This is a genomic window from Psychrobacillus vulpis (assembly GCF_006861825.1).
Lineage (GTDB): Bacteria > Bacillota > Bacilli > Bacillales_A > Planococcaceae > Psychrobacillus > Psychrobacillus vulpis.
Genome location: NZ_VDGI01000023.1, coordinates 25,828 through 52,576 on the forward strand (window position 1 = coordinate 25,828; position 26,749 = coordinate 52,576).

The following is a 26,749-nucleotide window of genomic DNA, read 5'->3' on the forward strand; positions in this document are numbered from 1 at the left end:
AGGTTTTTTTATTATTCGAACAATAATGCTTCAAGTGCTAAAGGTTCAATATATTGCCCTTCTTTATATACACGCATATTCCCGCCTGAAATCTCATCAATTAGAATTATTTCTTTTGTTTTTGCATCTCTACCGAATTCTAGTTTAATGTCATATAATTCTAGTCCTTTAGACGCCAAATCTTCCTTTACTAATGTAGAAATTTGTTGAGTTAGTTTTTCTAATGTATCATATTCTTCTTCAGATAATATAGACAGCATAGAAAGTCCTTGCTTTGAAATAGGTGGATCTTGTCTATCATCGTCTTTAATCGTAACTTCTACAAATGCATCTAAAGGTTGTCCTTCTTCGCAATATGCACCATATCTACGCAAAAAGCTTCCTACAGCTTTAAATCGACAAATAACTTCTAGCCCTTTACCAAAAACTTTAGCTTCTTTTACAGTCATCGTAGATTCCTCTATATTGGAATCGATAAAATGTGTTGGAATACTTTTCTCCATCAATTTTTCAAAGAAATATGTTGTCATTCGAAGGCCAGCTTTACCTGCTCCTTCTATCGTCAACCCTACCGTATTTGCACCTGGATCAAAAACGCCATTTTCTCCAGTTACATCATCCTTAAATTTTAATACAATATTACCGTTATCTAATTGATATACATTTTTTGTTTTTCCTTCATATGTAAGCTTCATCTTCTCCATCACCTTTCAAACAATTACTCACCATTTTACACCTAAACTACTTCATCAAACAATATACCCTATAGATCTTAAGACATTATTTATGAAAGAGTGGGAATACGCAAAGATTTCTTCCCTCTCTGGTTCCTGATACAAATCATGAAAACAATTTTTCCATTGTTTGTATTGGAACTCTGTGAGCTCTTGCTTTTTTAGCCACCCAACCGCTACATTGTTTTCTGTAATTTTATCCCGCTCAGCAGTCATTAATAGTACAGGAACATTTGGAACTGACTCAGTTGCCTGCATAATACTTTTCATCATTAATTGTAACTCTTTGTACCAATGATTCGAAATAAGGGTATCATATGCTGGATCATCTACAAATTGCTTATATACTTCATAGTTTCTAGTTAATTCCTTCAACTGAATGTCATGATGTATTTTTTGCTGAACGGATAGCTTAGCTAACGCTTTTGTCCATTTGGATGGTAATTTCTTAAGTTGCAGCCATGGCGAAGTTAAAATTACACCTGCATATTCAATTTGTAATTTATTCATTACTTTCATTAATAAAGTTGCACCAAGCCCATGACCGAGGATAAATATTGGGAGATTATAAGCTACAGCAACTTGTAATGCATGCGTTATGTAGTCTTTATATTGATCGAAAGACTCATTATGAATATCTCTTTTACTTGTATGATCACCATGTCCTGGAAGGTCTCCCATAACAATATGACAATTAGAACTTCTAAATTTTTCAATTAACCATGCGTATCTTCTATGATGTTCATATGCACTATGAACAATAACGATTACTGCTTTAGGTTTTTCATCTGCTTCCCATTTCCACATGAACATCACCTCATCTATTTCATAAACTGTTTCTCATTTGTTTCCTTAATGTTATTAGTTTGATACGATTAATTATATTCTATTTTCTCAAGGAGTGTGTACATATTGATTTATCCATATAAAGACAAAAATCCATCTATTGATGATTCTGCTTTTATCGCTGATTATGTCACAATTACAGGGGATGTGACAATCGGACAAGAGTCTACTATTTGGTTTAATACGGTAATTAGAGGGGACGTTGCACCTACGATTATTGGACGAAAAGTGAACGTCCAAGATTTATGCTGTCTGCATCAAAGTCCAAATAAACCACTTATTTTAGAAGATGAAGTAACGATTGGTCACCAAGTAACTTTACATAGTTGTATTGTTCGTAAAGGAGCTTTAATTGGAATGGGTTCCATCATTTTGGATGGCGCAGAAATTGGTGAGGGCGCGTTTATCGGAGCAGGAAGTTTAGTACCACCTGGTAAGAAAATTCCTCCAAACTCACTTGCAATGGGAATCCCAGCAAAAGTTGTTCGTGAGCTAACAGATGTAGACAAAGAAGATGTTCAACGAATTATTCGTGAATATGCTGAAAAAGGGCAATACTATAAATCAATTCAAAAGTAACTTAAGTATCGCATTATTATTCCTTTCACGTTTATACACGAAATTTTAGCGTATACTAACAAAAAATAAGAGGTTGACACAAGGTTTTTTCACCTTGTATCACCCTCTTCTTATTTATAATCCTGCTTTTTGTTTTAATTCTTCTGCTTTGTCTGTTTTTTCCCATGGTAAATCAATATCTGTACGGCCAAAATGTCCGTATGCAGCAGTTTCTTTATAAATAGGACGACGAAGGTCCAACATTTTAATAATACCTGCTGGGCGAAGATCAAATAGATCACGAATAAATGATACTAATTCGATTTCTTCTACTTTACCAGTTCCAAAAGTATCTACAGCGATAGATACCGGTTGTGCAACACCAATTGCATAAGCAAGTTGTACTTCACAACGATCAGCTAAACCAGCTGCTACGATGTTTTTAGCAACATAACGTGCAGCATATGCAGCAGAACGGTCTACTTTTGTTGGATCTTTACCAGAGAATGCACCGCCTCCGTGACGAGCATATCCACCGTAAGTATCTACAATAATTTTACGCCCTGTTAAGCCTGCATCACCTTGTGGTCCACCAATTACAAATCGACCAGTTGGGTTAATAAAGTATTTTGTATTTTCATCAATTAATTCAGAAGGAACAATTGGTTTGATAACAAATTCTTTTAAATCTTTTTGAATTTGTTCCAATGTTACTTCAGGGTGATGTTGAGTAGAAATAACAATTGTATCAATGCGAACTGGATTATTATGTTCATCATACTCAACTGTAACTTGTGTTTTACCATCTGGACGTAAATAATCTAGCGTATCGTTTTTACGAACTTCAGCTAAACGGCGGGATAACTTATGAGCCAAGCTTATTGGAAGTGGCATAAGTTCTGGTGTTTCGTTACATGCATAACCAAACATAAGTCCTTGGTCTCCAGCTCCAATTGCTTCGATATCTGAATCTGACATAGATCCCTCACGTGCTTCAAGAGCTTGGTCAACACCCATTGCAATATCAGGTGACTGCTCATCAATTGCAGTTAAAACTGCAGAAGTTTCAGAGTCAAAACCATATTTTGCTCGAGTGTATCCAATTTCTTTAATAGTAGAACGTACTACTTTTGGGATATCTACATAAGTTGATGTAGTTATTTCTCCTGCAACTAAAACAAGACCTGTTGTCACGCTTGTTTCACAAGCAACACGTGCATTTGGGTCTTCTGCTAAAATTGCATCTAAAATAGCATCCGAAATTTGATCGCAAATTTTATCTGGATGCCCTTCTGTAACTGATTCCGATGTAAATAATCGGCGTTGTGTCATAGAATATTCCTCCTATATCCTGCGAGATTTCTCTCAAGAATTGATACGGTACTCATTCCCATGTCAAGCCATTTCAAATAGTTTAACTTGAAGCCGTTTCGGACTTGGCACACAAGGATAAAGGGCGATGTTATAAAAAAAACCTTTCACTCACGTAAGTCATACATGAGGAAAGGCATCAATATCATAAGCACCTTTCACTCTTATCAATCAAGGAATCTCACCTTGTCTCAGGTTGGGCACCTTTGTAATGGTATAAAAAATTACAGGTTGCCGGGTTTCATAGGGCCTGACCCCTCCACCAGCTCGGGATAAGAGTATCCGTTCAATTTATCATCATACGTATTTTGCACATAGAAGTCAATCTTTTTTTGTTGACAATTTATTCACAAACAAAAAATAATGAACCAATTAGTGTAGACTATTGAGTTAAATGTGTTATACTAATTCACATATGAATGACATCTCCCTAAATCTAGGGAAAATAATAAAAAGGATGGTATGTACAAAATGAATTCAATCGATACTGTGAGTGAACTGAACGAATTGTTAGCTGGAAATAATGTTAACATCCAATTATCAGTTCCACAACTTGTGGAAAAAGCAACATCAAGAGGCGAAGCTGTTTTAACTTCTACTGGAGCAGTGAAAGCAGAAACAGGTAAATATACAGGCCGTTCTCCACAAGACAAGTATATTGTTGAAGAACCTGTATCAAAAGACAAAATCGATTGGGGTTCAGTAAACCAACCTATTTCTTCTGAAATCTTCGATTCACTATATACAAAAGTAATAGAATATTTAAAACAACAAGACGAACTATTCGTTTTCAAAGGGTTTGCAGGAGCAGATCATGATTCTCGCCTAAGCATTCAAGTAGTAAATGAATATGCATGGCACAATCTTTTTGCTCATCAATTATTTATTCGTCCTACAGAAAAAGAACTTGAATATCATGCTGCTGATTTTACTATTGTTAGTGCACCAAATTTCAAAGCTGATCCTGCTGTCGATGGTACTCAATCTGAAACTTTCATCATTGTTTCAATGGAAAAACGTATTGTTTTAATCGGTGGTACTGAATATGCTGGAGAAATGAAAAAATCTATTTTCTCTATTATGAACTATTTACTTCCTGAACAAAACATTTTACCAATGCATTGTTCTGCAAACGTTGGAGAACAAGGTGATGTTTCCCTATTCTTCGGTCTTTCAGGTACAGGTAAAACAACTCTATCTGCTGATGCTGGTCGTAAGCTAATTGGTGATGATGAACACGGTTGGTCTGATAATGGTGTATTCAATATCGAAGGTGGTTGCTATGCAAAATGCATCAACTTAACTCGTGAAAATGAACCACAAATTTTTGACGCAATCACGTTTGGTACAGTGTTAGAGAACGTTGTTATCGACGCTGAAACACGAGTAGCTAACTATGATGATAATTCATTAACGGAAAATACACGTGCAGCATACCCAATTCAAAACATCGAAAATATTGTGGATCCATCAGTTGCTGGTCATCCAAATACAATCATTTTCTTAACTGCTGACGCATTTGGCGTATTGCCTCCAATCAGTAAACTTACGAAAGAACAAGCAATGTACCATTTCTTAAGCGGCTTTACATCTAAGCTTGCAGGTACAGAACGCGGAATTACATCACCACAACCAGCATTCTCTACATGCTTTGGTTCACCTTTCCTTCCGCTTCATGCAACTGTTTATGCTGAAATGCTTGGGAAAAAGATTGACGAACACGGAGCACAAGTATTCCTAGTAAACACTGGTTGGACTGGTGGAGAGTACGGTGTTGGTAGCCGTATGAAACTGTCATACACTCGTACAATGGTTCGAGCAGCAATTGAAGGTAAACTAAACAATGTAGAAACTGAAACAGATTCAGTATTTGGATTAGAAATTCCAAAACAAATTGAAGGTGTTCCAACTGAAGTATTAGTACCTCGTAATGCATGGGAAGACAAAGCGGCATATGATATTAAAGCTGCTGAACTTGCAAAAGCATTCCGTGAAAACTTCAAAAAGTTCGGTACAGTATCAGATGATATCTCGCTTAAGGGCGGACCTTTAGCATAAATAAGATTATAGATGGGGCTGTCCCAAAAGTCATGGAAAACGACTTTTGAGGGCAGCCCCATTTTCTGCTTCTGCAAGTCATTCTGTTGTTTTCCGAAGCAAGCACTCGTCTTCTGCGGACGAACTGCCAAGCCTCCTCGCTCGTTCCTTGCTGCGGGGTATTGTCAGCCCGTTTTTCCACAGGAGTCTCGCTCATATTTCTCCAAATAAAAAACTGAACAAGTTTATGAAGTCTCTCTTGATATTACATAGATTAAAATCTCCACTGCTTGTAAGTTTCAAGTTTCTACATGATTAAGAAGGTTATGAGGATAGCTAAATCCTATATGAGTCAATGCTGTTGTTTTCCGAAGCATGCACTCGCTTTCCGCGGACGAACCGCCAAGCCTCCTCACTCGTCCCTCGCTGCGGGGTCTTGGCAGCCCGTTTTTCCGTAGGAGTCTCGCGCATGTTTCTCCAAACAAATCATATCAACGGTTTAAATAGATTTTATTAAAAATAAATAAAAAAACATGTCTTCTTCTAAAATAATAGAAACAACCGGACAGTCCCATCATTTTATCTCCCATGCTACCTTCCCAAATGTTACCTACAGGTTCAAACTTTCTTTTATAGCAACAACAAACCATCTCTGTTACATACCCCTCTGCCTTTTCATCCAACTACAAGCATCTTTCACTATTTGCCTATTCACTTTGCTTGGGAAGTAATGCGTAAACTCAGGATAATACCATGTTTCTACAACCTTGTTATTCGTTATTAATGCTTCTTCTAAAAACTTTGCATGTTCAAATGAAACATTTGTATCATGCATTCCATGAATAATTAGCGTAGATGCTTTCAAATCTTGAATATGAACAAGTGCATTTCTATTTTCATACGCTTCTTCCTTATTTGATGGTGTTCCTCCAATCACACGTTTCATCATTCTTCTCATATCTTTTCGTTCCTCATAAGTTAGGTAAATATTAGATACACCTGCCCAAGCGATAACTGACGTAATATCCCTTCTTAAAATAGCCGTCCAAAGAGCCATTATTCCACCACGTGAAAAAGAAAATATATGAATTCGATCTTGATAGCAATATTGTTTTAAAACTTCCACCGCATATACAGCATCCCAACGATCCTCACCAGCAAATTCATCTCGGCCCTCCCCCCCACGATTTCCACGATAATACGGGGCAAATACAATAAAACCTTCCGATGCAATTTGTGTTATTCGCGCTGGCCTTACCATACCGATACTTTGCATTCCACCTCTCAAATACAAGATTGCTTCATAATTACCTTTTTTCCTTGGTACAGCAAGTAATCCTTTTACACGATATCCACATGACCAATAAGTAATCTCCAATAACTTAATATGTGGATTTGGAGATGGATAGATTTTACTATTTTCAATCGTTCCATTTTCCTTCATACTTTTTCACCTTTTCTAAAATAGCTTGCATGCCTGTATCTTTCATATGAAAACTTAAATTATTACTATTTAATAGTTCTTCATTCGTTAACCAAACTGCACCTTCCGTTTCAAAGCTTGTCTGATTCTCATAAATCTGCTCTACATTTGCAATCAAAACAGCTTTACAAAATGGTTGTTCGTCGTGCACAACATACTCTCCGATCCACTCTACATTGATTATTTTGACATTTGCCTCTTCTAATGTTTCTCGAATAGCAGCTTCTGTTAGATTTTCATTTTCTTCTACTTTACCTCCAGGAAATTCAATTCCTCGCTTTGGATGTTTCGTTAATAGCCATTTGTTTTGAAATTTCGCTAAAACTAATACATGCATCGGTTCTATCGGAAATGTTCCTTGTTCAAAGGATAAATCAACTTGAATACCATTTAAGTCCAAGAAAGAAACCATAAACTGTTCTCCCTTCTGATTTGTTTATAAAAAAAGTTTATCATATGAAGGAAAAGAAGTTGCACGTAAAATCAACTTGAAAGAATAATATTCCAATACACAAGCATAATTCCAATATCAGCTAGACTGTGACTAATAATGGGAGCAGCAATTGACTTTAACTTTAGACGAAAAATTCCCCACAATATACCTGCAAGAAAAATAGGAATTACTGCTAAAGCATTAAAAGGAAAGGTGAAGATTTTTACTACGACAATAAGATGATACAAACTATAAAATAAAGAAGTGATTAAAATCGTTTTCGTACTACCATTTTTTTCGAAAAGACGTTGATAAATAAATTCACGCCAATAAAACTCTTCTAATATAGGATTGATAAGGATTAGAACTAAAGCCAGTAACAGAACCTTCGTACCAGTAAAATCCCATTCCATAAGCAATTGATTCAATTTGGGTATATCTAAGACAAACGATTGAAAGACAAATACAAAACCATAAACAGAAATCAAACAAATCAACCCGCTTACAGTACCTAGAATAATCGATTTTATTGAAAAAGTGAGCTGCATTCGATAATGATTTATCTTGCTCCAGTTTGTAACTAAAAGAGGTACAAATAATAACCAACCATAAAAGAGTAAAAAGGTAATTAATATATTATGTAGTAATGGAAGACCGATAAAAATCATAATAGTGGGTCCAATTAGTAATATTAATAGTTTCATCATATACCCTCCAAATATTTTAGGGATTTTTTTACAAATTAATGTTACCATATGTATAAAAAAAGACTTAGCAATAACGCTAAGCCTTCGTGATTTAGTCTTCCTTTTGTTGGTCTAATTTATAATTAGCATTTCCTTCTTCTCTATTTTGTGCAATATTTTCCCTTGTTTTTTGTTGTGGCGATTGGTTTAATAGCGAACTAACATTACGATAATTCGGACTTGTTTCGTTCCCTTTACGATAAATATTTTTACTCAATTAACTCTCTCCTTCTTTCTTTAAAATATGGAAGCTGCTCTATAAATGCTTTTGTTTCTTCATCACCAAATTCATGAATTAATGCATATACTTTTTTCATTCTTTTATCGTAATTATCATTTTCTTTGTCTAAGTGATAAGACCGAAACGGAATATGAGCTCTCCAAAAATTACTTTCCTCTACATCGCCTAGCTGTTCAAAAAGCTTTTGAAAGACAGGAATAATTTCTCTATTTGTGATCACTTCAAATTCCCAAGGAGATTCATCTGGATACGTAAATACTTGTTGATTGCTTACAGAAATATACACTTTATTTAATGCCATTTTCTCACTTCCTTTTTATTAAGTATGTGCAAAATATAAAAAAACATGCACCACAAATGTGGTACATGTCAGGTTCCAAACAAATTAAAATTTCGGAGGTGCTACTTCAGACTGCTTGAAAACGCTTGTCAGTCGAGGCACGCCAGCGCGAGGCGGAAGCGAATAGAACTAAAGTTCATGAGCTTACAACGAGTGCCAGTAACGAAGAATGAAAGCGTTTGTCAACAGTCTGACATGCACCACAAACGTGGTACATGTTTCTCATCATTAACCTTGAATGTCTACAACCGATCCTTTATATGGGTGCGGAGCAGATGCTTGAGGCATATCTTCTAACAGTTGTACTGCAGCTACAGTTTCCATGTTCATCGCATTTTTTAAAACACTCATTTGAACAGTTTGTTGTAACTCCATTAACTGTGCAGACATAATGGAATTGATATCCATACTCATTCCTCCTTCTTTCAAGGTTATTATCGGATGAAATAGGAAAATTTTAATTTTTTGATAATACTTCTTCCCAATTAATTGTTCCATTTTTTACTTCTTCTCGACGCTCTTTGTTCATAATATCATTCGGTTTACCACCATTAGGCCAATCTTTGTCATGATTTTTCCACTCTGGTCTATCTTGAGAAAGAACATAGGCTGCCAAATCAGCTGCCTCTTGATTAGTAAGTGTTCCTTCACTGCCAGCAGGCATATTGTTTTTAATATAACCAGCCATTTTTGATATACGAGCAAGTCCTGCCCCATCATTAAAAGAATTATCACCCCATAATGCGGGACCGGTATTCGGATCTGTACCAGAACCGTCTGCAGCGTGGCAAGCTATACAAGATTTTTGGTATAGTTGTTCTCCACTTGCTACATTGGGTGTTGGTACGTTATCCATATCGTTTGTCATTCTCCATGGAATATCAGCACCAACTGGGACTCCTTCTGAAATATAAGTAAAATATGCTACCATTGCTTTCAATTCATCACTGTTGGCCTCAAATTTTTCCCCATTCATACTTCTGACCATACAACCATTAATACGATCTTCAATTGTTACTATTTTCCCTGAACGTGCTATATATTGTGGATATACCGCAGTCACTCCAACTAGTGAGGAAGAATCTTTATCTAATCCCGCTCCTGCATGACAACTTGCACAAGATAAATTATTTCCAACGTATGGATCTGCTACTGAATAAGTTTCATTTACTAATTTGTATCCATATGTAATTGCCTCGCCAATTGGCCCTTCTGGTACTTCTTCTAAACTCGGTGGATTATAAGTCAGACTATTGCTACTTGACTTACTTACTGCAGCTACTTGCTTTTCAGGTAATTCTACACTCATTTTCTGAGTAAGTTGTACAGCCCCAATAATTGTACCGATAAACAATAAACCAATCGCAATTCCTATTCCATTTTTCATAAATGTCGCTCCTTTCTCTACTAACTTTAGCGTAACAAGAGAGCGACAATTTTGATGTGAGATTTCTCACATTAAAACCAACAATTACATGAATTGTTGGTTTTTTGACTTATTTATTGGAATCACCCAGAAATGCATTCAGCATCCATTGGTGCTTTTCCGTTTTTTGATAAATTGCATTGAGTAGATCTTCTGTCATATCGTCTTCATCTTTTGCTGCTTCATCCATCCCCAGTTTTAAGGATTTCTTTATTTTTTCAAAATCTTTTACTACTGTTTCTACCATTTGGTCAGCTGTTTCTTTATTATTTGCTTCTTCTATATCTGAAAGCTCTAAATGCTCTTTTAATGTAGCTACTGGATTAGCTCCTAAAGTTAAGAGGCGTTCCGCTATTTCATCCATGTTCAATGTTGCTTCGTTATACAACTCTTCAAATTTTGCATGAAGTGTAAAGAAAGATGGTCCTTTTACATACCAATGAAAATTATGCAATTTCGTGTACATTACGGACCATAATGAAACTTGTTTGTTTAGCTCTCTATTCAATTCTGTTGACATAAAGTTGTCACTCTCCCTTAAGTAATTGTTGTTATCTCTTTTCATATACCACTAATTTTCATACAATAAACTTAGCGAATAGTATAATGGAGTGAAAAATATTATGGTATTTTGGATTTTAGGCATTGCAGTTATTTTTAGTATTGTCGGATTTGCATTTTTATATAAATTAGCGATGAATGGAAAACCTTCATCTATTGATCCTAAACCTAAGGACGCTGAGTAATAATGAAGTATATCATTGTATGGATTTTTCGTTTCTACCAAAAGTTCATTTCTCCCTTATCTCCTCCAAGCTGTCGATTTTATCCTACTTGCTCACATTACGGTGTAGAAGCTGTGCAAAAGCATGGAGCCCTAAAAGGTGGATACTTAACGATGAAAAGAATATCGAAATGTCACCCTTTTCATGAAGGTGGCTTTGACCCTGTTCCAGAAGAATGGCCTTTGAAGAAAAAATAGCTTCAAAGGTTTTTTCTTGCTTTTTTTTAGAATGTCTTGTAAGATAAAAAAGTTACAAAAACACAAAACGTAATCGTTACAATTTAGGAGATGGATAGATTGAAAAAAGCACTACTATACTTTCTAGTACTAACTCTCATTTTATTTACAGCCGCATGCGGAAATAAAGAAATCCCAAAAGAAACAACTCAAGAAAAAGGTAATAAAATTCAAATTTATACAACCGTCTACCCACTTCAATATTTTACCGAGCGTATCGGTGGAGATGCAGTAAATGTATCTTCTATCTATCCTGCAGGAGGAAATGAACATACATTTGAACCCACCCAAAAAGATATGATGGCACTAGCTGATGCTGATTTATTTTTCTATATTGGGCTAGGGTTAGAAGGTTTTGTTGAAAATGCGAAAAAGACTTTAGCAAATGAACACGTGAAAATGGTTGCTACGGTTGATTCAGTAAGCGATGATCAACTACAGGAAAGCACACATAATCACGAAGGGGAAAAACAGCATGATGAAGCTACTGAAGCGGCCCATGAACACGAACATGAGAGCGAAGAACACAGTCACAATCAGGCAACCGATGAAGCTCATGAACATGAAGGCGAAGGTCATGAGGGACACGACCATGGAGGTATAGATCCTCACGTATGGATTTCTCCGAAAATAAGCCAAAACCTTGCTTTATCTATAAAAAATTCACTAGTAGAAGCTGCACCAGAACAAAAAGAGACTTTTGAAAAAAATTATGAAGACCTAATTACAGAATTTCAAAAGCTGAATGCAAGCTATGAAGAAATGGCACATAATGCAACTAGTAAAACGTTTTTTGTCTCACATGCAGCATTCGGTTATATCGCAAATACGTATGGTTTAACCCAAATCGCAGTTTCTGGACTTAATTCACAAGATGAGCCTTCTCAAAAAGAACTAGCAAAGATTATTGATTTGGCAAAAGAAAAAAATATCAAGTACATCTTGTTTGAACAAAACGTTTCCTCTAAGCTTACTGAAGTTATTCGAAAAGAAGTTGGTGCTGAAAGCTTAGTATTACACAATTTAGGCGTTTTATCCAAAGAAGATATTGAAAAGAATGAAACGTATTTTACTTTAATGAATAAAAATTTAGAAACATTGAAAACCGTATTGAACTAATGTAAAAGACACTAAAAAGGACCAAGATTCCCTTGGTCCTTTTTTAGTTTGCAATATATATTTTGGAGTTTTTTTTACAATTTTAACATACTACGATTCAAGTTAAATATTTTGAAAACCTTTATTTTTGCTCATTAATTGAATTGTTGTATCTTCAAAACTATCGATAAAAGCTTGAATATTCTTCATGAGAACTTCTACACTCGGAACTTGTTCAATTAATTGTTCTTGGGTATATATATTCCCGCCTTTAATAACGAAATCGATTTCTTTTGTATATCGAATATCTTCGAGAGGGTTCTCTTTCAATATAAGAATATCAGCTATTGCGCCCTCGGCTCCCTTTCCGCGGCCGTTTCTTCAGCCTCTTCGCTTCGAGGGCACTGAAAAAGTGTCATTCATATAAATTATCTATCAAATAGTCCTAAGAGAATTTAGCGCTTTGGCATTCGCTTTCCGCGGGCGAGCGACGAGCCTCCTCCTACGCTTCGCTTCGTGCGGGGTCTCGTCTGTCTCGCTTTCCCGCAGGAGTCTCATGCGTCGCGCTAAATTCTTTAAATGATATACAGCAAATAGTTCCTATAAAAATAATAATTTTGAGTTTTTCAGTGGCCTTCCTGACTTCGCTGTGGGGTCTTCGACTAACGCTATTGCCGCAGGAGTTTCGCCTTTTTCAACGTTTTCTACTTTGGACGATTTTTTGGTCGATGGCGATTTCAACTGTTTTCCCAATAAGCAAATCTAATAAGCCTACGTCTTGGAGACAAAGCCTGCGAAATTTAGTGAGTGAACTTGGGTCGATCACGGGATCTTCTGGTGCCAGATTTAAGAAATACTTGAACGACATGTCGTATTTGGACCGTTCTACTAGATCCACATCGGATACATCAAAAATTGCCTTTTATTGAGTAAGTACTTGAACATCCGAATTGGGGGAACGGCATTCCGACCATTATCTAAACATTATTTTTTTTCAACTCCTCTAAAACGAAGGAGAATTCTACCAATTCGGTTATTTGACGAAGTATATTATCTTTAGGAACGACCAAATTATAAATCGCTATGAATGGGCTTAAATTAAGGGTTTTTTGGTTAGAAATCATTTTGCACACCACCATTAGCTAGTCTCTCTATTATAAACAAGAAGGTTTTTAGAAGAATAGGTGGATGCTTGTTGATTGGAGGGGAAGGCGGCTACTCCAGCCGGAATAGAATGAGCTGAAGACCCTGGACTGAGCGTAGCGAAATTAATTTTTGCGACGAGCTTGCGCAGGAGCAAGGGAAGCGGCTGAAGCCATGCCGGCGGAAATCAACGATTTCCCAATAAAAAGAGAGTATATGAACAACTTGTCATTCACCATACTCTCTATGAAATCTCTTGGAGGACTTTTTCAGTTCCCTCAGCGTAGCCAAGAGGAGGCTTAGCGATTCGTTCGCGGAAAGCAAGTGCAATGTTTCGGAAAACAACAGAATGACTAACATAGGATTTAGCTACCCTCTTCTTAATTATGTAGAAACTTAAAACCTACAAACAGTGGTGATTTTACTCTATACTTTTTTAAGAGAGATTTCATAAACTCGTTCAGTTTTTTGTTTAGAGAAACATGCGCGAGACTCCTGCGGAAAAACGGGCTGACAAGACCCCACAGCGAGGTACGAGCGAGGAGGCTTGACAGTTCGTCCGCGGAAAGCGAGTGCATGCTTCGGAAAACAACAAGATGACTAACATAGGATTTAGCTACCCTCTTCTTAATTATGTAGAAACTTAAAACTTACAAACAGTGGTGATTTTACTCTATACTTTTTTAAGAGATTTCATAAACTCGTTCAGTTTTTATTGTTTGGAGAAACATGCGCGAGACTCCTGCGGAAAAACGGGCTGACAAGACCCCACAGCGAGGTACGAGCGAGGAGGCTTGACAGTTCGTCCGCGGAAAGCGAGTGCATGCTTCGGAAAACAACAAGATGGATTGGGCTACCCTCAAAAGTCATTTTTCAATCACTTTTAGAACATCCCCTAAAATACTTTCACAATAATACCATCTAATTTTCATTTAGATACTTTAATAATTCTCTTCGGAGTAACTTATTCGAAGCATTTCTAGGTAGCTGATCCACAAAATAATAGTCAACCGGTTGTTTATAGGGTGCAATGACGTTTTTCATAAATTCTTTTAGTTCTTCTTCGGATACCTTATCTTTTAAAACAACGAATGCCACTGGTACTTGACCCCATTTATCATGTTGTCTTCCTACTACACCTGCTTCTTTCACCGCCGAGTGCTTGACTAATGCTTGTTCAACCTCTGCTGGATATATATTTTCACCACCGGAAATCATTAAATCCGAACGGCGATCAACAACATATAAATATCCTTCTTCATCAATATACCCAACATCTCCTGTGTGAAGCCAACCATCTACTAATGGATTCTTCGACTCTGCAGCACCGATATATCCTTTTGTCACATGAGGTCCCTTAATACAAATTTCTCCGATTTTGTCTTTTCCATCAATTCTTACTTCTGCGAAAAAAAGTGGTTTACCTGCGGAACCTAACTTACGAATAGCATCTTCACTCGATAACGTCGTCGTTTGGGAAGAAGTTTCCGTCATTCCGTACGTTTGTAGTACTGGAATATTACGTTCTATTGCTCTTTCTAAATAGTTTAATGGCACTGGCCCTCCACCTACAAGCATAGTTTGGAACGAGCTTGGAAAAGTAAGATTCTTTTCTTCTAGAACAGTAATAATTCTTTCTAATGTCACAGCAACAACTGACATTTGCGTGACAAATCCATTTAATATTTCTTTTATTGCTTGTTCTGCATCAAACTTCGTATGAAGGTTGACTGTCATTCCATACAAAACTGAGCGCATTAATATAGAAAAGCCACTAATATGGAATAATGGCATTGTACATAGCCAACAATCATTCGGCTGAACACCTAAATTTAATGCAGAACCTGTCGCACTCATTACATGGTTTTCAAGCGATTGTCTAACACCTTTAGGATTTCCAGTTGTGCCTGATGTGTACATGATAGTGATTGTACGATTTTTTGACCACTCATTTTCTATTTCAAAAACATTTCGCTTTCCAGCTTGTACATCTCCAAATGAAAACTTTTTTACAAATTCTAAGTTTCTTTTTTCATGAGAATCTACTAATAAGAAATCGGAGTTACTATCATTTAATTGATAGCTCAATTCCTCTTCTGTTAGACGTTCATTTAACATAACTAGCTCACAGCCAAGTTGCATACAACCATGTAAAACAAATACTAATTCCGGACTAGAAGAAGCTAAGACAGCGATTCTCATTCCAGGTTGAATATTTTTTGCATGAAGTTTTTCTGCAAACTCTAGTGCATCATTATATAACTGTGCAAATGTCCATTCTTTCTCCTGAAATCTTAAAGCAATTCGGTTAGGTGTTAATCTTGCCCGTTTCATTAATAAATTCGGGTACATGATACCAATCTCCTTTAGAAAAAAGCTGCCCTATAATAGGACAGCTTAGACTTATGGGGTTGTTCGGTAAAAACGCGACGTCAATCGCAATACCGAACCGACCTACATCCTGTAACCCTCACGGAAAACGTGGGAATTGACCAAAATCAGGTTTACGTTTTTCTTTAAATGCATCGCGGCCTTCTTTTGCTTCATCTGTTGTGTAGTAAAGAAGTGTAGCGTCTCCTGCCATTTGTTGAAGTCCAGCCAAGCCGTCTGTATCTGCATTCATCGCTGCTTTTAAGAATCGAAGTGCAGTTGGGCTCATCTCTAGCATTTCTTCACACCATTGAACCGTTTCATCTTCAAGTTGTGCATAAGGAACAACTGTATTAACTAGACCCATATCCAACGCTTGTTGTGCATCGTATTGACGACATAGGTACCAAATTTCACGAGCTTTTTTATGACCGATAATACGTGCAAGATAACCAGAACCATAACCAGCATCAAATGAACCAACTTTTGGTCCAGTTTGTCCAAAGCGTGCGTTATCGGCAGCAACTGTTAAGTCACAAACTACATGTAATACGTGACCTCCTCCAATAGCATAACCTGCTACCATTGCAACAACTGGTTTTGGAATAACACGGATTAATCGTTGTAAGTCTAATACGTTTAAGCGTGGAATTTCATCGTCCCCTACATAACCGCCATGACCACGTACCTTTTGGTCTCCACCTGAACAGAAAGCGTGCTCGCCTTCACCTGTTAAAATAATAACACCAACATTTTTATCATCACGTGCGCGTGAAAATGCATCAATCATTTCCATTACCGTTTTTGGACGAAATGCATTTCGTACCTCAGGTCGGTTAATCGTAACTTTCGCAATACCATTATAAAATTCATACTTTATATCTTCATATGTATGTAATGTTGTCCATTCACGAGTCATTACTAGTCCTCCTTTAAAATAATCTCCTCTACTATTGTAGCAAACAATTCAGGATTTTCCACATGTATTGCATGACCTACTCCCGTTACTACTTTCCATTTTGCATTTGGCAAGTAGGATGCCATCTGTTTTGCAATTTCACAAAACTTTTGATCTAATTCCCCTGTTAGTAGAAGTGTTGGGAAAGTAATTTGTTCTAACTTATCCCAATATGACGTTTGTACTCCTGTACTAAATCCTTTCAAACTATTCGAGAGCCCTATTTCCGACTGTGTAAGTCTTTCCTCACGAATAGCTAATTGTTTTTCATATGGAATACTTTTTTGGGAATGAAATAAAGGGATATTTTCCCAATAATTTACGAAGGATTTTATACCTTCATTTATGATTCTTTCAGCAAGTAGAGAATCTGCTTGTTTTCTTTGCAACCTCTCGCTAACATTCGCTAATCCAGGGGAACTACTCTCTAGTATTAATTTGTCCACTGGATATTTAGCTGCATAAGCTAGTGCTAGACGACCACCCATAGAATAACCTACAAGCGTAAAATGAGTCCATTGAATTTGTTGAAAAAGCGCATGGAGATCTTCTATTTGCTCTTCAACATAGTACCGCTCATGTTTGCTCGGTTTAGATGTTTGACCATGCCCAATTAAATCAACTGTCAACACTTCTACATCGGAAGGTAAAAAGTTGATCACATCCTTCCAAGTACTACTAGAACTTGTAAAACCATGGAGCAAAACGACTTTTTCTTTTGCTCCAATATTGTATCTTTTTATATGCATCTCAATCGAACGAATATTTACGTTTATGCTTTCCAAATTGAGTCTAGCTCCTTCGAAATAGAGGTCCATAGTTTACGATGTGTTTCCGTATTCACTTGACGATTCGTAACTACTTCAATAATACGAATATCATTCTTTTTCGGTTGATTTATTACCTTTTGGAATTCTTCTTTTGAATGAACTGCATCATACTGCGCATCATACATAGCTGCAATATGTGAAAACTCTAGCCCGGTTGGAGTTCCAAATAAATGTTCAAAATAATTGGTTTCAGCAGATTGAGGTAAATAAGAGAAAATACCCCCACCATCATTATTCATTACAACGATTGTGATATCAGTTTGCTGGAATCTACTCACAATAAGACCATTTACGTCATGTAAAAAAGCTAAATCCCCAATTAATAGATACACTGGTCGAGATGTTGCAGCTTGTACACCCATTGAAGTGGAAACAACTCCATCTATTCCATTTGTTCCTCTATTACAGTATATTTGTATATCCTTAGAGGTTTTATTGAAAAATGTATCTACATCGCGAATTGGCATACTACTACTTGCAAATAAATCTACGCCACTTGGTAAATATTCAAATAATGTCCCTGCAAGTGCACCTTCATCTTCCTCTGTCTTAATGTAAGTATGAATATGTTCTGTTGCAATATCATTTGCTCTTGACCAATTGTCTAAGTACGAGGTTCGTTGTTTCTCCTTAATTGGAATCCACAAAGATGCTGCTGCAACTTGAACATGGTGGGTTACTACATGAATTGAATCTCGGAAAAGTGAACTTTCATCAACAGCGACAAACACTTTTGGTTTACACCCTTTTAGAAATTGCGTAAGTGGTTTTGAAACAGGTTGTGCACCAAATCGAATGACGACATCCGGTATTACAGAATCTTTAAATGCATTATCTTTTAATATCGCATCATACTGATCGATACATAAATGAATACAATCCTCTGGTATGTTGCTTCTTAAATTAGACAACGGATCCACTAAAACTGGCCATTGAACTGTTTTAGCAAAGTTCCAAAAACCTTCTATTGTTTGCAATGAATCGCCTACGATAAATATCCCTTTTTCCTTTTCTTGAAGAACTTCTTTGAACCATGTAACAAATTCATCTCCAGGGACAAGTTGTCCCATTTCAGTAAATGTAACTTGCGTCGTAGTTTCCGTCGGCACCATATCGATTAGTAAAGGCTCGCGAAAAGGGACATTAATATGTACCGGTCCCATTGGGAGAGCTTTTGCAGTACTAATAGCACGATGAATATGACGTTCTATAAAAGGTAAATTTTCATCGTTGTCCTCTGGTATTGGAAAATCGACTGTCCATTTTACATGCTTCCCAAAAAGATGAATTTGATCAATTGCTTGTGGGGCACCTACTTCCCGTAATTCATGCGGTCTATCCGCAGTAACTACTAATAACGGAATACGGGCGTAGTATGCCTCAACAATCGCAGGGAAGAAATTAGCAGCAGCCGTCCCAGAAGTACAAAGTAAAACTACAGGGGATTTTTTAACTTTTGCAATCCCCAAAGCAAAGTATGCCGCAGATCGTTCATCAATTTGACGATAAAAACGAAAGCTTTCTTCTTTTACAAAAGCATAAGCAAGTGGTGTCGATCTAGATCCTGGACAAATAACTACGTCTCTTACACCTGCTTGTTTCACTGTTTCTACGAACTGATTAACATACGATGTTAAAAAAGAGCTGTTATTCATTCATATTGCCTCCAAGTGTCCGCAGCATTGGTCTAAACTTCACTCGTGTCTCTTCAAATTCATCCAATGATGTAGATTCCGCAACTAAACCACCGCCTGCGTATAAATAAGCGTGTTCATTATCTAATAAGGCAGAGCGAATGCCAACTGCAAACTCACCATCACCTTCTGTATTAATCCAACCAATTGGCGCAGCGTAATACCCGCGATTCATCTGCTCCGATTCTCTAATAATAGAAACTGCCTCTAGTCGTGGCTCTCCACCAAGTGCCGGGGTTGGGTGCAATGCTTCTACAAATTCAAACAAAGATGCATCTCCTTTTAACTTCCCTTCAATTGGTGTAAATAAATGCTGAATATCTCTTATTTTCATTAATTTTGGTCTAGAGGGAACTTTAACATTTTCACAATATTGATTAAATACTGTACGAATCATGTCTACAACAAATTGATGCTCTCCTAAGTTTTTACGATCAGCAAGTAAATTGTCCCCTAGTTCTTTATCTTCAACGGAGTTCTTCCCTCGTCTAACAGAACCAGCTAAACCTGCTGAATGAACATTTCCATTTTCTACTTTTACTAATCTCTCTGGTGTTGCACCAAAGAACATTTTATCGTCTTTTTCTAATCCAAATAAATAGCTTTCTGGCTGCTCCATAGCTGTATTATAAATGGCTGTAGAAGAAGAAAATGATTCGTCGAAAGTAAGCATGAGTGATCGCCCAATGACCACTTTATTCACTTCATTGTTTCTAATTTGATTCGTAACATCTTCCACTGCTTTCAAATATTCATCTTTTAATCGATCTTTTCTTCCAATTAGCTTCGGTTTTGCGTGGACCTTTAATTCTTTTACTTGTGCAGTGTGAATTAATGCATCACGTTCATTCCGTAATTGCTCAAATGCTCCGGAACTATCTTTTTCATCCGTAATATAATGAATACTGACAAATGCCTGTTCATTCTTGATGACTAATTGAAAAGAAGAAACTGCAAAAAAGCTTGAAGGGAACGTATCCCACTCTGATTTTATTTTATTTAAAGGATCAAATGAAAAACCGCCAAAAAGGATTGGTGACACATCTACCTTCTCTTTCAAAGAGGTTTGACACAGTTCTCTCCACTTGGATGCAATATCACTGTACCTTGTATCATCTAAATCATTTGACAAAATATGTGCATGTCCTAAACCAACTATAGTAAAGGTCTTCTCTTTATTTTGCCAGTAAAAGCGTTTCCCTTTATAACATTCGTCACCTGCCTCAAAAAAAGCATGGGCCGATAATCTCGACACCTCTATTGTCTCTGTATAAAAACACAATGTTGACTTCTTATTACCGGTGGTGTTCGGCATAAATATTACCTCCGTATAGATACCTTTTGAATAATTTTCTATTAAATGTGCGCCTCGGTATATTTGAGCCAAGATGAAATTCTGTGGCATACGCAAGAGGCTTAACTTTATTCAATTGGAAGTTTGTACATCCCAACTAAATACGGTTAAAATACTCTACCCTTAATCATACATCTTTCTACGGTTTTCGGCACACATTTAGCTACAAATATGTGCTAAAATTGAGGTTGGATTCTTTTAAAGGAGAGAAAATTTATGTCACATGAACTTGAAGCCGACAAAGGCTGGCGTATTTGGTGGAAATTAACAAGACCTCATACATTAACTGCTTCATTTGCTCCGGTTTTTCTTGGAACGATGATTGCTCTATATGACACAAATATTAACTGGACTTTATTTTTTGCAATGTTATTTGCTTGTCTTCTTATACAAGCTGCAACTAATATGTTCAATGAATATTACGATTTTGCAAGAGGGCTCGATAGTGAGAAATCAGTAGGTATTGGCGGAGCAATTGTTCGAAATGGAGTTAAACCGAAAACGGTTATGCAATTAGCGTTGTTACTTTACGGGATCGCTGCATTACTAGGACTCTATATTTGCTATGAAAGCTCTTGGTTATTATTAGTCGTTGGTGCTATTTCTATGGCAGTAGGTTACTTATACACTGGCGGACCTTACCCGATTGCATATACACCATTTGGAGAATTGTTTAGCGGATTGTTTATGGGGATGCTAATTGTATTAATTGCAGTGTTCATTCAAGTCGGATCTGTACCTAACTTTGCTATTTTACTATCTGTACCAAGTGCTTTTTTAGTAGCTGCTATTATGCTTTCTAACAATATTCGAGACCTTGTAGGAGATAAAGAAAGTGGTAGAAAGACAATGGCTATTCTAGTAGGAAGAAAAAACGCTGTTTCTATTTTAGCTTCATACTTCATCATTTCGTATGTATGGATAATCGGACTCGTCATTTTGCAAGTTATTACTCCTTGGACATTATTAGTACTTTTAAGCATAAAAAAACCAATGCATGCCATCAAATTATTTAGAGAAAAAGAAAAACCTCTAGAAGTAGCACCAGCTATGAAGGATACTGCTTTAACTAATACCATTTTTGTATTCCTTCTAGGTATTGGCTTACTTATTGGATACATTTAAATGGCACATAAAACAGCTAGGAAGTTTAATTACTTCCTAGCTGTTTTTATGTAAGAAAAACTAATAAATGAAGGATTCAAATTTGTTTTCCCAAATATATAAATTCATATTAATCGTCTATAGGTTAAGGCAGTTAATCTATAGACGATTATCATCAGAAAAAGAATTTAATTCAATTCACTTTTTTTAGAATGTCTTAAGTACCTACAATTTTCTTTCCTCTAGGTTGCTTTCCATCTGCATCCGGCTCCAATGTAATTCCTATATTGTCAAATTTGCTAAATTTTGATGTATTCACCGTTAGGATTCCGTTTCCTTTTGGATCAGGCTTAAAGACACCCGCACTTTGACGTTGATCATTTTCTATCAACCATACTTGGTATACTTCTTTCCCTTCCGTTTGTGGAAAACCTGTTACACTTATAACAAGTTCTTGTTGACCATTGTTATTTATCATAAATGCTTGCCCATTTATTTCGCTTAGATCCCCCTCCAAAGAGTTCAATGTCATCGAAGCAGCAATTTCACTAAATCCTTTTGTCTCGTTTGGAATTAACTGAGTAACCAAGATAATTATACACACCAACATTGCAATACTAAGATTTGCTGTAAGTGGAGTGAATTGACTCCGGACTGTTTGAAATACTGATTTCAACTTTTCAAACGGTGTTACATTCACTGCCTCTTCTGAGAATACAAAATTTAAAACGTCTTCTTTTAAACCAGGTGGATTGTCAACTACTTCAAAGTCAAAATGCATTGACTCCCACACCTCCTTCTCATCTGCTGACATGTCATTTGGGTTAGGGATGGAGTAGTCTGATAACCAAATATGTTCGCTTTTCTCTTTTTTGTCACTATTCATATCTCTCCCCCTCTCCTATGTACAGACGTAACTGTTTTAATGACTGATGTAATCGACTTTTTATAGTTCCTAAAGGTTCTTTTTCAATATTTGCTATTTCTTGAAGTGTGCAGCCTCTCCAATATAATAAATCTATTAATCTTCTTTGTTTCATTGATAATTTAGTCTTCGCATGTTGAATTATATGTACATTGTCATGATCTTCAAATACATTTTTTGGATCCGCCATATGCTCGATCAGTTTTTCGTCTTCTTGAATTTTATAACGCTGTTCTTTTTTTACATAATCTAAACAAATATTCCTCGTTATCGTAAGTAGCCAATTAATAAATTTTCCTTTTGATGCTTCATAACTACTTTTTGTCGTCCATAGTCTTAAGAAGACAAGCTGTGTAATTTCCTTTGCCATTTCCACTTGATTATTAGAAAATTTATAAGCATAACTATACACGAGCTTTCCATAACGATCATACAATACCTCAAGTGCATTTCGATTTTTCTTTTGCACTAAATGGAATAGTTCCTCATCATTTTTTGCTTGCACTTAATACACTCCTTTCTCGCTAAATAATTTTCTGATTTTTTCTATTGTATCAAGAAGATAGCCTTTTCATCATAAGAAAACGTTATAAACATACAAAAAACAGGAGAAACCATACGAATTTCTCCTGTGTAGTGCTTTTATTTAAACACAGTACTATTATTTATGATATACCAAACGTCTTTAACTCCTTCTCCATTTACATCCCCTTTTGCTGCATCCTTTACAAAATAATAAAGTGGATAGCCCTTATAAGTGAGTTGCTTTTCTCCATTGTCTTCTCGGATGATCTCCCCGAAATCATTCTTATCATACCCCTCGGGTATACCATAATTACCAGCTTTAACAATCGGCCAGTTTGCAAGGCAGTCATCGGTACAATTACTCTTTCCTTCTTCATCTTTTTTAAAATAATAGAGTGTCATTCCTTTGTCATCCGCTAAATAGTCTCCCACTTTTTCATTCGATAAGACTTGTAAAGCCGGTCCAGCAGATGCTGGTACTTTATCAGCATCCTTCTTCACCTCCGAATTACTAGCCCCGCATCCGGTTGCTATTGCAACAACAGTCAACAGTAATAAACCAAACAACCATTTTTTCATCTTTTTTTCCTCCAAATTCAATCTTTTTTATGTTCATTAAAGGAAACGATTGAAGAAGTGAAACGGTTTGAATTATTTTTTACCAAATGAAAATAATTTCATTAGTGATCACTAATGACGTTTTGCGCATTTAAAATTTAGAACAAGTATGAAAACACACTGTTCTGCATATTTTTGTTTTCATTCTTGAACCAACCGTTCTTTGGCTTCTATGAGGAAAGCTTTTTGACCTTAAGAGGAATTTGCTATGAGTGAACGGAAGAGCGCTGAAGGGTAATGCAAAACCTTTGGGGTAAATAAAGCTTTCAGTTAATCCATAATCTATTATCTTCTAAACAACAAAAAAAGGTAATCAAATGAATGATTACCTTTTTTATAGTCTATGACCCCTACGGGATTCGAACCCGTGTTACCGCCGTGAAAGGGCGGTGTCTTAACCGCTTGACCAAGGGGCCAACATATGGCGGAGAAGGAGGGATTTGAACCCTCGCGCCGGTTACCCGACCTACACCCTTAGCAGGGGCGCCTCTTCAGCCACTTGAGTACTTCCCCATATGGCTCCGAAGGTAGGACTCGAACCTACGACCAATCGGTTAACAGCCGATTGCTCTACCACTGAGCTACTTCGGAATAATGGTGGGCCTAAATGGACTCGAACCATCGACCTCACGCTTATCAGGCGTGCGCTCTAACCAGCTGAGCTATAGGCCCATTAGTGGAGCGGGTGAAGAGAATCGAACTCTCATCATCAGCTTGGAAGGCTGAGGTTTTACCACTAAACTACACCCGCATAAAATGGTGGCTCAGGACGGAATCGAACCGCCGACACAAGGATTTTCAGTCCTTTGCTCTACCGACTGAGCTACTGAGCCCCTTCAGTTTGCACTAAGCTGCACATCTCTTTGTCAGCTACACTCGTTCAATCAGTCACGTACTTTGGTACGTTTCTTCCTTCACTCGATTGCTTCCTTGACCTGTTTGCTTATTCCAAACTTTATTTCGATTTGTGCTAAGCAACAAATCTCTAAAAATTAAATGGCGGTCCCGACCGGGATCGAACCGGCGATCTCCTGCGTGACAGGCAGGCATGTTAACCGCTACACCACGGGACCATTTGGTTGCGGGGACAGGATTTGAACCTGTGACCTTCGGGTTATGAGCCCGACGAGCTACCGAACTGCTCCACCCCGCGACAGTATTATAGTTGCAATTTAAATCTACTACGCTCGAAGAAAGTAGGACACCTGCTTCGACTTCGTCTGCATCGGTGTTAATCGTCATCTTCGTTTGACGATTTGCTCCACCCCGCGACAATATTATAGTTGCAATTTAAATCTACTACGCATTTAGTGAGTTTTACGTCTTCCACGCTACGCTTGCGTCGACGTTAATCGCTTTCTTCGTAAAGCGATTTGCTAATAGTTTTTAAAAAATGGAGGAGGAAGAGGGATTCGAACCCCCGCGCGGTATGACCCGCCTGTCGGTTTTCAAGACCGATCCCTTCAGCCAGACTTGGGTATTCCTCCGTGGTATTGATGGTGGACCTTGCAGGACTCGAACCTGCGACCGGACGGTTATGAGCCGTCTGCTCTAACCAACTGAGCTAAAGGTCCTTAAGATGGCGGCAGAGGGAGTCGAACCCACGACCTTTCGGGTATGAACCGAATGCTCTAGCCAGCTGAGCTACGCCGCCAAGGATATTAAATTATTCTACATGGTGGAGCCTAGCGGGATCGAACCGCTGACCTCCTGCGTGCAAGGCAGGCGCTCTCCCAGCTGAGCTAAGGCCCCATTTATAATTAACTGGTCGGGAAGACAGGATTCGAACCTGCGACCCCTTGGTCCCAAACCAAGTGCTCTACCAAGCTGAGCTACTTCCCGTATATATGGCGCGCCCGGCAGGAGTCGAACCCACAACCTTCTGATCCGTAGTCAGACGCTCTATCCAATTGAGCTACGGGCGCATATACTTTTTCATAAAAGTGGTGCCGAGGACCGGAATCGAACCGGTACGGTAGTCACCTACCGCAGGATTTTAAGTCCTGTGCGTCTGCCAGTTCCGCCACCCCGGCACTTAAATGAATCTTTGGAGCGGAAGACGAGGTTCGAACTCGCGACCCCCACCTTGGCAAGGTGGTGTTCTACCACTGAACTACTTCCGCTCGGTTATTAAATTAAATGGTGCGGGTGAAGGGAGTCGAACCCCCACGCCTTGCGGCGCTAGATCCTAAGTCTAGTGCGTCTGCCAGTTCCGCCACACCCGCATAATTAATTTTTTGAAAAAATGGTGAGCCATGAAGGACTCGAACCTTCGACCCTCTGATTAAAAGTCAGATGCTCTACCAACTGAGCTAATGGCTCTAAAAATGACTGGTGCCGGCGAAAGGACTTGAACCCTCAACCTACTGATTACAAGTCAGTTGCTCTACCAGTTGAGCTACACCGGCAAGTGTAGTAATTTATGGTGGAGGATGACGGGCTCGAACCGCCGACCCTCTGCTTGTAAGGCAGATGCTCTCCCAGCTGAGCTAATCCTCCTGGGCAATAAAAATATAACAAGATAAAAAGTAAACCCGATTTTATGTATTTATTGCAAGCCAAGCGACGTCCTACTCTCACAGGGGGAAACCCCCAACTACCATCGGCGCTGAAGAGCTTAACTTCCGTGTTCGGTATGGGAACGGGTGTGACCTCTTCGCCATCATCACTAGACTTGAATAATGAAAGACAAGTTTTATTATAACCACTCTTTTAGAATATTACAAGTGTTTTTTTTATTTTTTTGTTCTTTCAAAACTGGATAAACGACATTTTGACAAACAAATTCTATTTGGTTAAGTCCTCGATCGATTAGTATTCGTCAGCTGCACGTGTCGCCACGCTTCCACCCCGAACCTATCTACCTCATCGTCTTTGAGGGATCTTACTTACTT

The 26,749-nt window shown here is 37.6% G+C and carries 26 protein-coding genes, 20 tRNA genes, 2 rRNA genes, 1 pseudogene and 1 riboswitch; of the genes and pseudogenes, 6 read left to right on the top strand and 43 right to left on the bottom strand.

What is annotated here, in order from left to right:
* Window positions 1–11: 11 nt before the first annotated feature.
* Complete coding sequence (locus tag FG384_RS16785; RefSeq protein WP_142643862.1) at window positions 12–695, bottom strand: phosphoribosylaminoimidazolesuccinocarboxamide synthase; 684 nt, start codon at window positions 693–695, stop codon at window positions 12–14.
* 54 nt (window positions 696–749) lie between these two features.
* Window positions 750–1,541: an alpha/beta hydrolase gene (locus FG384_RS16790; protein WP_142643863.1), complete on the bottom strand. Its 792-nt coding sequence runs from the start codon at window positions 1,539–1,541 to the stop codon at window positions 750–752.
* Between the two features lie 105 nt (window positions 1,542–1,646).
* Here FG384_RS16790 and FG384_RS16795 point away from each other — a divergent pair, with 105 nt between their 5' ends.
* Entirely contained in the window at window positions 1,647–2,159 is a 513-nt protein-coding gene (locus tag FG384_RS16795) for a gamma carbonic anhydrase (protein WP_142643864.1), read from the top strand.
* Between the two features lie 114 nt (window positions 2,160–2,273).
* Here the strand turns inward: FG384_RS16795 and metK are convergent, their stop codons facing one another.
* Entirely contained in the window at window positions 2,274–3,470 is a 1,197-nt protein-coding gene (gene metK, locus FG384_RS16800) for a methionine adenosyltransferase (protein WP_142643865.1), read from the bottom strand.
* 200 nt (window positions 3,471–3,670) lie between these two features.
* A riboswitch (SAM riboswitch) is annotated at window positions 3,671–3,788 on the bottom strand.
* Between the two features lie 192 nt (window positions 3,789–3,980).
* On the opposite strand from metK, the gene pckA reads away from it, so the two are divergent.
* Window positions 3,981–5,567, top strand: coding sequence for a phosphoenolpyruvate carboxykinase (ATP) (gene pckA / locus FG384_RS16805; protein WP_142643866.1), 1,587 nt, complete (start codon window positions 3,981–3,983; stop codon window positions 5,565–5,567).
* A 634-nt stretch (window positions 5,568–6,201) separates the two neighbouring features.
* Here the strand turns inward: pckA and FG384_RS16810 are convergent.
* The 8 genes from FG384_RS16810 to FG384_RS16840 form a co-directional block, all read right to left on the bottom strand.
* Entirely contained in the window at window positions 6,202–6,990 is a 789-nt protein-coding gene (locus tag FG384_RS16810) for an alpha/beta hydrolase family protein (RefSeq protein WP_142643867.1), read from the bottom strand.
* Window positions 6,968–7,441 carry an NUDIX domain-containing protein gene (locus FG384_RS16815; RefSeq protein WP_142643868.1) on the bottom strand — a complete coding sequence of 158 codons (474 nt, stop codon included), beginning with the start codon at window positions 7,439–7,441 and terminating at the stop codon, window positions 6,968–6,970. Before FG384_RS16815 ends, FG384_RS16810 begins: the two co-directional genes overlap by 23 nt.
* A 71-nt stretch (window positions 7,442–7,512) precedes the next feature.
* The gene (locus FG384_RS16820) at window positions 7,513–8,166 is read right to left on the bottom strand and encodes a CPBP family intramembrane glutamic endopeptidase (protein WP_142643869.1); all 654 of its coding nucleotides are present in this window, start codon (window positions 8,164–8,166) and stop codon (window positions 7,513–7,515) included.
* 94 nt (window positions 8,167–8,260) lie between these two features.
* A complete protein-coding gene (locus FG384_RS19890; protein ID WP_166462472.1) occupies window positions 8,261–8,425 on the bottom strand; it encodes a hypothetical protein in 165 nt (54 codons plus the stop codon).
* Window positions 8,418–8,750: a transposase gene (locus FG384_RS16825; RefSeq protein WP_142643870.1), complete on the bottom strand. Its 333-nt coding sequence runs from the start codon at window positions 8,748–8,750 to the stop codon at window positions 8,418–8,420. The genes FG384_RS19890 and FG384_RS16825 overlap by 8 nt, the downstream gene beginning before the upstream one ends.
* Before the next feature lie 267 nt (window positions 8,751–9,017).
* Complete coding sequence (locus FG384_RS16830) at window positions 9,018–9,197, bottom strand: YjfB family protein (RefSeq protein WP_142643871.1); 180 nt, start codon at window positions 9,195–9,197, stop codon at window positions 9,018–9,020.
* A gap of 49 nt (window positions 9,198–9,246) precedes the next feature.
* A complete protein-coding gene (locus FG384_RS16835; RefSeq protein WP_142643872.1) occupies window positions 9,247–10,176 on the bottom strand; it encodes a c-type cytochrome in 930 nt (309 codons plus the stop codon).
* A 109-nt stretch (window positions 10,177–10,285) separates the two neighbouring features.
* The gene (locus FG384_RS16840; RefSeq protein ID WP_142643873.1) at window positions 10,286–10,735 is read right to left on the bottom strand and encodes a Dps family protein; all 450 of its coding nucleotides are present in this window, start codon (window positions 10,733–10,735) and stop codon (window positions 10,286–10,288) included.
* Between the two features lie 103 nt (window positions 10,736–10,838).
* Between FG384_RS16840 and FG384_RS20345 the strand changes: the two genes are divergently transcribed.
* The 3 genes from FG384_RS20345 to FG384_RS16850 all read left to right on the top strand — a co-directional run bounded on the left by FG384_RS20345 (window position 10,839) and on the right by FG384_RS16850 (window position 12,355).
* The gene (locus tag FG384_RS20345) at window positions 10,839–10,961 is read left to right on the top strand and encodes a hypothetical protein (protein ID WP_276612771.1); all 123 of its coding nucleotides are present in this window, start codon (window positions 10,839–10,841) and stop codon (window positions 10,959–10,961) included.
* 2 nt (window positions 10,962–10,963) lie between these two features.
* Entirely contained in the window at window positions 10,964–11,197 is a 234-nt protein-coding gene (gene yidD, locus FG384_RS16845; RefSeq protein ID WP_142643874.1) for a membrane protein insertion efficiency factor YidD, read from the top strand.
* A gap of 99 nt (window positions 11,198–11,296) precedes the next feature.
* Window positions 11,297–12,355: a metal ABC transporter solute-binding protein, Zn/Mn family gene (locus FG384_RS16850; protein WP_205961813.1), complete on the top strand. Its 1,059-nt coding sequence runs from the start codon at window positions 11,297–11,299 to the stop codon at window positions 12,353–12,355.
* A 102-nt stretch (window positions 12,356–12,457) separates the two neighbouring features.
* On the opposite strand, the gene FG384_RS16855 is transcribed toward FG384_RS16850, so the two are convergent.
* The 7 genes and pseudogenes from FG384_RS16855 to FG384_RS16885 all read right to left on the bottom strand — a co-directional run bounded on the left by FG384_RS16855 (window position 12,458) and on the right by FG384_RS16885 (window position 20,644).
* Entirely contained in the window at window positions 12,458–12,664 is a 207-nt protein-coding gene (locus FG384_RS16855; protein WP_142643876.1) for a hypothetical protein, read from the bottom strand.
* Window positions 12,665–13,037: 373 nt separating this feature from the next.
* Window positions 13,038–13,458, bottom strand: a pseudogene (locus tag FG384_RS16860) (transposase); the annotation flags it as partial.
* Window positions 13,459–14,398: 940 nt separating this feature from the next.
* Complete coding sequence (locus FG384_RS16865; protein ID WP_142643877.1) at window positions 14,399–15,829, bottom strand: o-succinylbenzoate--CoA ligase; 1,431 nt, start codon at window positions 15,827–15,829, stop codon at window positions 14,399–14,401.
* 118 nt (window positions 15,830–15,947) lie between these two features.
* Entirely contained in the window at window positions 15,948–16,766 is an 819-nt protein-coding gene (gene menB / locus FG384_RS16870; protein WP_142643878.1) for a 1,4-dihydroxy-2-naphthoyl-CoA synthase, read from the bottom strand.
* Between the two features lie 2 nt (window positions 16,767–16,768).
* Window positions 16,769–17,590 carry a 2-succinyl-6-hydroxy-2,4-cyclohexadiene-1-carboxylate synthase gene (gene menH, locus FG384_RS16875; protein WP_240793461.1) on the bottom strand — a complete coding sequence of 274 codons (822 nt, stop codon included), beginning with the start codon at window positions 17,588–17,590 and terminating at the stop codon, window positions 16,769–16,771.
* On the bottom strand, window positions 17,578–19,290 hold the full coding sequence (gene menD / locus FG384_RS16880; RefSeq protein WP_142643880.1) for a 2-succinyl-5-enolpyruvyl-6-hydroxy-3-cyclohexene-1-carboxylic-acid synthase: 1,713 nt from the start codon (window positions 19,288–19,290) through the stop codon (window positions 17,578–17,580). The genes menH and menD overlap by 13 nt, the downstream gene beginning before the upstream one ends.
* Window positions 19,283–20,644 (bottom strand): isochorismate synthase, encoded by a 1,362-nt coding sequence (locus FG384_RS16885; RefSeq protein WP_142643881.1) that lies wholly within the window; start codon window positions 20,642–20,644, stop codon window positions 19,283–19,285. Before FG384_RS16885 ends, menD begins: the two co-directional genes overlap by 8 nt.
* 255 nt (window positions 20,645–20,899) lie before the next feature.
* On the opposite strand from FG384_RS16885, the gene FG384_RS16890 reads away from it, so the two are divergent.
* Window positions 20,900–21,808: a 1,4-dihydroxy-2-naphthoate polyprenyltransferase gene (locus FG384_RS16890; protein ID WP_142643882.1), complete on the top strand. Its 909-nt coding sequence runs from the start codon at window positions 20,900–20,902 to the stop codon at window positions 21,806–21,808.
* A gap of 196 nt (window positions 21,809–22,004) precedes the next feature.
* Here the strand turns inward: FG384_RS16890 and FG384_RS16895 are convergent, their stop codons facing one another.
* From FG384_RS16895 to FG384_RS17015, 25 genes are all read right to left on the bottom strand, one after another.
* Window positions 22,005–22,673 carry an anti-sigma factor gene (locus tag FG384_RS16895; RefSeq protein WP_142643883.1) on the bottom strand — a complete coding sequence of 223 codons (669 nt, stop codon included), beginning with the start codon at window positions 22,671–22,673 and terminating at the stop codon, window positions 22,005–22,007.
* The gene (locus FG384_RS16900) at window positions 22,666–23,217 is read right to left on the bottom strand and encodes an RNA polymerase sigma factor (RefSeq protein ID WP_142643884.1); all 552 of its coding nucleotides are present in this window, start codon (window positions 23,215–23,217) and stop codon (window positions 22,666–22,668) included. The genes FG384_RS16895 and FG384_RS16900 overlap by 8 nt, the downstream gene beginning before the upstream one ends.
* A gap of 137 nt (window positions 23,218–23,354) precedes the next feature.
* The gene (locus FG384_RS16905) at window positions 23,355–23,816 is read right to left on the bottom strand and encodes a hypothetical protein (protein WP_142643885.1); all 462 of its coding nucleotides are present in this window, start codon (window positions 23,814–23,816) and stop codon (window positions 23,355–23,357) included.
* A gap of 383 nt (window positions 23,817–24,199) precedes the next feature.
* Window positions 24,200–24,271: transfer RNA gene (locus FG384_RS16910), tRNA-Glu, on the bottom strand.
* A 6-nt stretch (window positions 24,272–24,277) separates the two neighbouring features.
* Window positions 24,278–24,368 (bottom strand) — tRNA-Ser (locus FG384_RS16915).
* Window positions 24,369–24,371: 3 nt separating this feature from the next.
* A tRNA-Asn gene (locus FG384_RS16920) sits at window positions 24,372–24,446 on the bottom strand.
* A gap of 4 nt (window positions 24,447–24,450) precedes the next feature.
* Window positions 24,451–24,527: transfer RNA gene (locus tag FG384_RS16925), tRNA-Ile, on the bottom strand.
* 5 nt (window positions 24,528–24,532) lie between these two features.
* Window positions 24,533–24,606 (bottom strand) — tRNA-Gly (locus tag FG384_RS16930).
* Between the two features lie 6 nt (window positions 24,607–24,612).
* Window positions 24,613–24,688 (bottom strand) — tRNA-Phe (locus tag FG384_RS16935).
* A gap of 164 nt (window positions 24,689–24,852) precedes the next feature.
* Window positions 24,853–24,928 (bottom strand) — tRNA-Asp (locus tag FG384_RS16940).
* 3 nt (window positions 24,929–24,931) lie between these two features.
* A tRNA-Met gene (locus FG384_RS16945) sits at window positions 24,932–25,008 on the bottom strand.
* 241 nt (window positions 25,009–25,249) lie between these two features.
* A tRNA-Ser gene (locus FG384_RS16950) sits at window positions 25,250–25,342 on the bottom strand.
* Window positions 25,343–25,352: 10 nt separating this feature from the next.
* A tRNA-Ile gene (locus FG384_RS16955) sits at window positions 25,353–25,429 on the bottom strand.
* A 6-nt stretch (window positions 25,430–25,435) separates the two neighbouring features.
* Window positions 25,436–25,509, bottom strand: a tRNA-Met gene (locus FG384_RS16960).
* Window positions 25,510–25,531: 22 nt separating this feature from the next.
* Window positions 25,532–25,607 (bottom strand) — tRNA-Ala (locus tag FG384_RS16965).
* Window positions 25,608–25,620: 13 nt separating this feature from the next.
* Window positions 25,621–25,697: transfer RNA gene (locus FG384_RS16970), tRNA-Pro, on the bottom strand.
* A 6-nt stretch (window positions 25,698–25,703) separates the two neighbouring features.
* Window positions 25,704–25,780 (bottom strand) — tRNA-Arg (locus FG384_RS16975).
* 19 nt (window positions 25,781–25,799) lie between these two features.
* Window positions 25,800–25,888, bottom strand: a tRNA-Leu gene (locus tag FG384_RS16980).
* Between the two features lie 15 nt (window positions 25,889–25,903).
* Window positions 25,904–25,978, bottom strand: a tRNA-Gly gene (locus tag FG384_RS16985).
* A 17-nt stretch (window positions 25,979–25,995) separates the two neighbouring features.
* Window positions 25,996–26,080: transfer RNA gene (locus tag FG384_RS16990), tRNA-Leu, on the bottom strand.
* Between the two features lie 21 nt (window positions 26,081–26,101).
* A tRNA-Lys gene (locus FG384_RS16995) sits at window positions 26,102–26,177 on the bottom strand.
* A 10-nt stretch (window positions 26,178–26,187) separates the two neighbouring features.
* Window positions 26,188–26,263, bottom strand: a tRNA-Thr gene (locus FG384_RS17000).
* Between the two features lie 15 nt (window positions 26,264–26,278).
* Window positions 26,279–26,354 (bottom strand) — tRNA-Val (locus FG384_RS17005).
* A gap of 58 nt (window positions 26,355–26,412) precedes the next feature.
* Window positions 26,413–26,528: ribosomal RNA gene (gene rrf / locus FG384_RS17010) — 5S ribosomal RNA — on the bottom strand.
* 118 nt (window positions 26,529–26,646) lie between these two features.
* A 23S ribosomal RNA gene (locus FG384_RS17015) occupies window positions 26,647–26,749 on the bottom strand; the annotation flags it as partial.